Raw genomic sequence first — 4,627 nt, 5'->3', positions numbered from 1 at the left:
GGTATATATTACCATTGAAAAAATTTTCGGTCAAGAAGATTATATAAGCACATGGGAAGAGAGCTCACCGATGCGCCGTTACCGGTTCGGCAGAAACTTCAGCCTCCCGGATCAGCAAATTCACCAGGGCCGCAAAACCGGCCAGCAGCATATCAGCATACCACATCCACTGGTAGTTGCCGTCATGAGCCACTGCGATTCCCCCCAGCCAGGCCCCCAGAAAACCGCCGACCTGATGGGTAAGAATTGCCAGGCCTAATAAGGTAGCCATATAGCGTGTGCCGAACAGCTTGCCTATCAGACCAGCCGTGGGTGGCACCGTCGCCAGCCAGGTGAACCCCAGTCCGGCGGCAAAGATATAGAAGGTAAGTGGCGTTTTAGGAGCCAAAAGATACAGGGCAATCATAACAACGCGGCTGGCGTACATAACGGCCAGAATATATTTCATCCGGTACCGGTTGCCCAGCGCACCGGCCGCCAGACTGCCGGCAATATTAAACAAACCGATGAGCGCCAGCGATGTGGCTGATACACTGGCCGTGTGGCCGCATAACGATACTTCTCCGGGCAAATGGGTGACCAGAAAAGCCACATGGAAGCCGCAGGTGAAAAAACCAGCGTGCAGACATAAATAACTGGGATTACGCAATGCCTGCCGGACTTGCGTAGCTAATCCGCCCGCAGGCTGATTGGCCGCAGCCTGCGGTGCTGTTGATTTTCCGCACAGCACGGCGGCCAGCGGGATACTCAGCAGAGCGGTAACCGCCATGGTAAGCATGGCCGCTACCCAGCCGAAACCACTAATAATGGCTTGTAATAAAGGGAGAAAAATAAACTGGCCCAGCGAGCCGCCGGCATTGATAAAACCGCCGGCGAATGCCCGTTTTTCAGCCGGCAGCCGCCCGCTGGTGGCCCCGATCAGGATAGGAAAACTGCCGGCACCGGCACCGGCCGCACTTATAATACCCATTGTCGCCACCAGCGCCCATTCCGATTGTACCAGGGGCGTCAGTGCCATACCGCCCGCCAGCAGGAATGTGCCAAAAATGAGTACATGGTAGGAGCCTTGCTTGTCGGCAATGGCTCCGAATATGGGCTGGGCCAGGCCCCATACAAACTGGCCGATAGCCAGGGCAAAGCTGATTGAGACAATGCCCAGACCCGTAGCCGTATCCAGCGGGGTGACAAACATCCCCACTGACTGCCTGGCTCCCATCGTAATCATCATAATAGCTGCCGCACTCAGCATTAACCGCCAGGCAGCTTTCGTTCCTTGCGTGGTATGCAGATATAACCCCCCTTATGTTGCCAGTCAAGACCATCTCACATAAATTGCTCTCTGCGGAAAGCTGCCTTGCAACAGCTATAGAAAAAACGGCACCGAATCATTTCCGATGCCGTCTTTGCAGATTCCAGCACTTGCGGTTGAAATTATTTTTGATTAAAAATGCAGCGTGTTCCATCAAGCCGAAAACATTTAGTACACGAAATGCATTTTGCCGAGCTTGTTTCGCCAGCCTGCCAGCGGTTAATCAGATCACTTTCACGGATCAGCGGGCGGCAGAGGGAAATATATTCAATCTCAGTCTGGTTTATAATTTCCGTCAGTTGGGCTGCCTGCCGGTTGCCGCCCACTACTATGACCGGCGCCTTAATCTCCCGGGCGATTTCCGCGGCATACGACGTAAAGTACGGTTCCTGCTCAGCCGTAACCTTCCGGATCGTTCCCTCGCCGCGCCGCGACGAGGGGCTGCCGCCGCTGATTTCAATCGCACTCACGCCGAGTTCGGCCAGTTTGTGGCACACATATTTGCAGTCGGCAAAGGTCAGTCCCTGGTCCATGAAATCATCACAGTTGATTTTGATAAGAACCGGATAGTCCGGACCCACCTTGTCCCTGATTGCCTGATAGGTTTCAAGAACCATTCTTGCCCTGTTTTCGATAGTACCGCCATAGCCGTCGCTTCTACGGTTATAATAAGGCGTGAGGAATTTGCTTAAAAGGTAGCCATGCGCCACATGCATCTGAACACCGTCGAACCCTGCCTTCTTGGCCCGGAAAGCCGCCTCGGCGAAAGCTTGCTGAGCCAGAAGGATGTCCTGCACAGTCATTTCCTGCGGGGTGTTTTTAATCCCCAGGTCTGTCACTGCGCTTGGCCCCCACATAACTTTCCCGCCTGTACCGGGAGAGGCTTGAGAACCAAGACTAACTAGCTGGACAATAATCCTGGCATTATACCGGTGGCTCATCTCGGTCAGCTTTTTATATTCTTCAATAAATGAATCATCATAGATACCCATCTGAGCTTGATATGATTCTTCCGAATCGCTGACATAGGTCAGACCGGTAATAATGGCGCCGACTCCGCCCTTGGCCAGATTTTCATAAACCTGAAACAGCTCTTCCGTCATGTGCCCCTTTTCATCGGAAAACCCATCGTACGTAGCCGAACGGATAAACCTGTTTTTTAGCGTCATCCCCGCTAATTGTGTCTGGTCAAATAATGATTTCATTTGATTTCGCCCCTTTTTTTGATAATCCTTGCCCGACACCAATCCCAAATTGTTCTTCCCGAACTGTTTCATACGGCGCAATGTGAATAAATAGGTCTCGGCACCAAGGACCATTGACCAAATTGCCAATATATGAAAGATCACCAGGTATTGTCTCATGCCGTAAGTTTAGTAATTCAGCTTGCTCATACGACTTTCTCAGACTACGTTCCTCTTCTTGACAGCCTGTATGAATAAATAAAATACGCCGGTAACCGTTGTACATTCTGGAAAGAATGCGCAGCGCCTTTTTCTCGCCATATTTTTCTATAGTCCGCTGATGCTCGGAAAAAATATCTTTCCCGGCAGTCATCCAGCCACATGTAAAATAGAAAGTACCGGGTTCTTCCTTGCTTAGGCAGTCATATCGTTCTCTCGACCCTAGAAATAGGGATATGCAATCGTGAACCTGCGGTATAACCAATGGACTAGCCCCTGCTTGCAAACCCTTGGCAGCCCCGCCGCAGAGACCAAATGACAGAATGATTTTTTCGTATCCCACCGAATCATTAAGCAGCCTTTGCAACTCACAATGCAGTTTCTTAGGATGCGAATGAAGCCCCATTGGAACGACTTCAATTTCGATATCTCGCTCTGTCTTTACAGCAAGAAGTTCTTCCCGCATGACCTCACAGGCAATTATTTTAATTGTCATATGTAGCCCTCCGCAACGCAGTACCGGCACAACGGCGGCACGCCAGGTAATTGCTTGTTTTTGACCGGACAGAAATATCTTTGTAAGCTTTCCTGACCATTGTCTGCCAGATATTGGAGCAACTGCTGATTCGTCATGCCGGTCTCGCCTCTGCCGCTGCTATAGCCTGCCGAATTGCTGCCACGATATTTTTTAAAAATTCGTCCAATCTTCCCTGTTGAACCTCAATCGGCACCCTGGTACATTCAAAAAATTCCAGCAGCTGTTCATCACTGATCTCAGCGATACCGGTATCGGTAAACAATATCCGGTCATAACAGGCAAAACTCTGTCTTATGGCAACCTCATCCACACCCCAGCCCGGGTCAAAAAGCTCCCGCCATTTAAGCATCCACCCGGAAGTCAGGTAAAAAGTCCGGGAATCCATCCCGCTCTCCGGCAGGCTTTCGCCCATAACCAGTTCAACACAGTTGGACTGGTCAAACCTGACGATTCGATAATCCTGCAGGAATAAATCAAACTCAGGATGACATTTCGAACCATAGAGCAGGATAATCCGGTCTGCGTCTTCAGCATCCAAGGCCTCCAGGACGGCTGTTTTCAGTTTTTTCAAATCGTTATGCAGATTGATCGGCAGATAGGTTACCGTTAGTTCACAATCAAACAGCTTTTCCGCTTTAATCTGAGCTAAAACCTTTTCCAGTTCTGGCTGATACATACCGCAGCCCAGAAGACATATTTTCATGAAAAGGTGGCCTCCTGTCGTTTATCCGCTAAGACAATCCAATGGGACAGCTTTCTAATTTGTTCTTCCATTGTTAGCACTCTTTATACAGCTTTGCGTGTATATGCACTAATTTTCAAAGAAAACACGCCTCGCGCCGAACCTTAGGAAAAATCGCAAGCACGAAAAGATTACGGCACCAACGCCTCCATTTTAGCAATCAAATGATTAAAGTGCCTGCTGTCGTACTCTCCCAAATATTCCTGTAGCGAGGCCTGTGCTTGATCCCATAATACTGTCGCATTTGTCAACACCAACTTGCCTGCCTTGGTAAGAGCAACTTCCTTCGAACGGGGATCTTGGCCCGAATTAACCTCAATCAGGCCGGCTTCATTAAGCGGTTTCATATTCCGGTTCAAAGTAGTACGATCAATGCGCATGAGAGCGGCCAGCTTACTAATAGTTACCGGCTCGGTTTCCTCAAGGTGCCTAAGAAGTGAATACTGGGTGATTTTGATGCCACTTGGTTCCAGCATTTTTTCATAAAAATCAGTTACCGCCCGGGAGGCCCGTCTTATATTCAGGCAAAGGCAGGGACTGGGAGGTTTAGGATAAAAACCAGCAATAGGTTTCATTATGTGTCGCCCTTCTTGTTTTCAAATGGGATTTTAATGTGCATATACACTATTTATTAG

6 protein-coding genes are annotated in these 4,627 nt (G+C 49.5%); all 6 read right to left on the bottom strand.

All coding sequences use genetic code 11. From position 1 onward, the window contains the following. Positions 1-64: 64 nt before the first annotated feature. Positions 65-1,228, bottom strand: a complete 1,164-nt coding sequence (locus VN379_RS22745; protein WP_325538157.1) for an MFS transporter — start codon at positions 1,226-1,228, stop codon at positions 65-67. Positions 1,229-1,431: 203 nt separating this feature from the next. Further along, entirely contained in the window at positions 1,432-2,514 is a 1,083-nt protein-coding gene (locus tag VN379_RS22740) for an NADH:flavin oxidoreductase (protein WP_325538155.1), read from the bottom strand. After that, positions 2,498-3,208: a DUF1638 domain-containing protein gene (locus VN379_RS22735; RefSeq protein ID WP_325538153.1), complete on the bottom strand. Its 711-nt coding sequence runs from the start codon at positions 3,206-3,208 to the stop codon at positions 2,498-2,500. Before VN379_RS22735 ends, VN379_RS22740 begins: the two co-directional genes overlap by 17 nt. Then, positions 3,205-3,345 (bottom strand): DUF2115 family protein, encoded by a 141-nt coding sequence (locus VN379_RS22730; protein WP_325538151.1) that lies wholly within the window; start codon positions 3,343-3,345, stop codon positions 3,205-3,207. The genes VN379_RS22735 and VN379_RS22730 overlap by 4 nt, the downstream gene beginning before the upstream one ends. Then, a complete protein-coding gene (locus VN379_RS22725) occupies positions 3,342-3,953 on the bottom strand; it encodes a DUF1638 domain-containing protein (protein ID WP_325538149.1) in 612 nt (203 codons plus the stop codon). The genes VN379_RS22730 and VN379_RS22725 overlap by 4 nt, the downstream gene beginning before the upstream one ends. A 170-nt stretch (positions 3,954-4,123) precedes the next feature. Continuing rightward, positions 4,124-4,567, bottom strand: coding sequence for a MarR family winged helix-turn-helix transcriptional regulator (locus tag VN379_RS22720; protein ID WP_325538147.1), 444 nt, complete (start codon positions 4,565-4,567; stop codon positions 4,124-4,126). Positions 4,568-4,627: the final 60 nt, after the last annotated feature.

This window comes from Sporomusa sp. (assembly GCF_035561255.1).
In the GTDB taxonomy this organism is placed as follows: domain Bacteria; phylum Bacillota; class Negativicutes; order Sporomusales; family Sporomusaceae; genus Sporomusa.
Note: the sequence above shows the minus strand (reverse complement) of the source record. Positions and strands in the feature narration are given on the sequence as shown.

Excerpts from the sequence above, each read along its gene's own strand:
- VN379_RS22740 (WP_325538155.1), bottom strand. The coding sequence starts at position 2,514 with ATGAAATCATTATTTGACCAGACACAATTAGCGGGGATGACGCTAAAA.
- VN379_RS22745 (WP_325538157.1), bottom strand. The coding sequence starts at position 1,228 with ATGATGATTACGATGGGAGCCAGGCAGTCAGTGGGGATGTTTGTCACC.
- VN379_RS22730 (WP_325538151.1), bottom strand. The coding sequence starts at position 3,345 with ATGACGAATCAGCAGTTGCTCCAATATCTGGCAGACAATGGTCAGGAA.
- VN379_RS22735 (WP_325538153.1), bottom strand. The coding sequence starts at position 3,208 with ATGACAATTAAAATAATTGCCTGTGAGGTCATGCGGGAAGAACTTCTT.
- VN379_RS22725 (WP_325538149.1), bottom strand. The coding sequence starts at position 3,953 with ATGAAAATATGTCTTCTGGGCTGCGGTATGTATCAGCCAGAACTGGAA.
- VN379_RS22720 (WP_325538147.1), bottom strand. The coding sequence starts at position 4,567 with ATGAAACCTATTGCTGGTTTTTATCCTAAACCTCCCAGTCCCTGCCTT.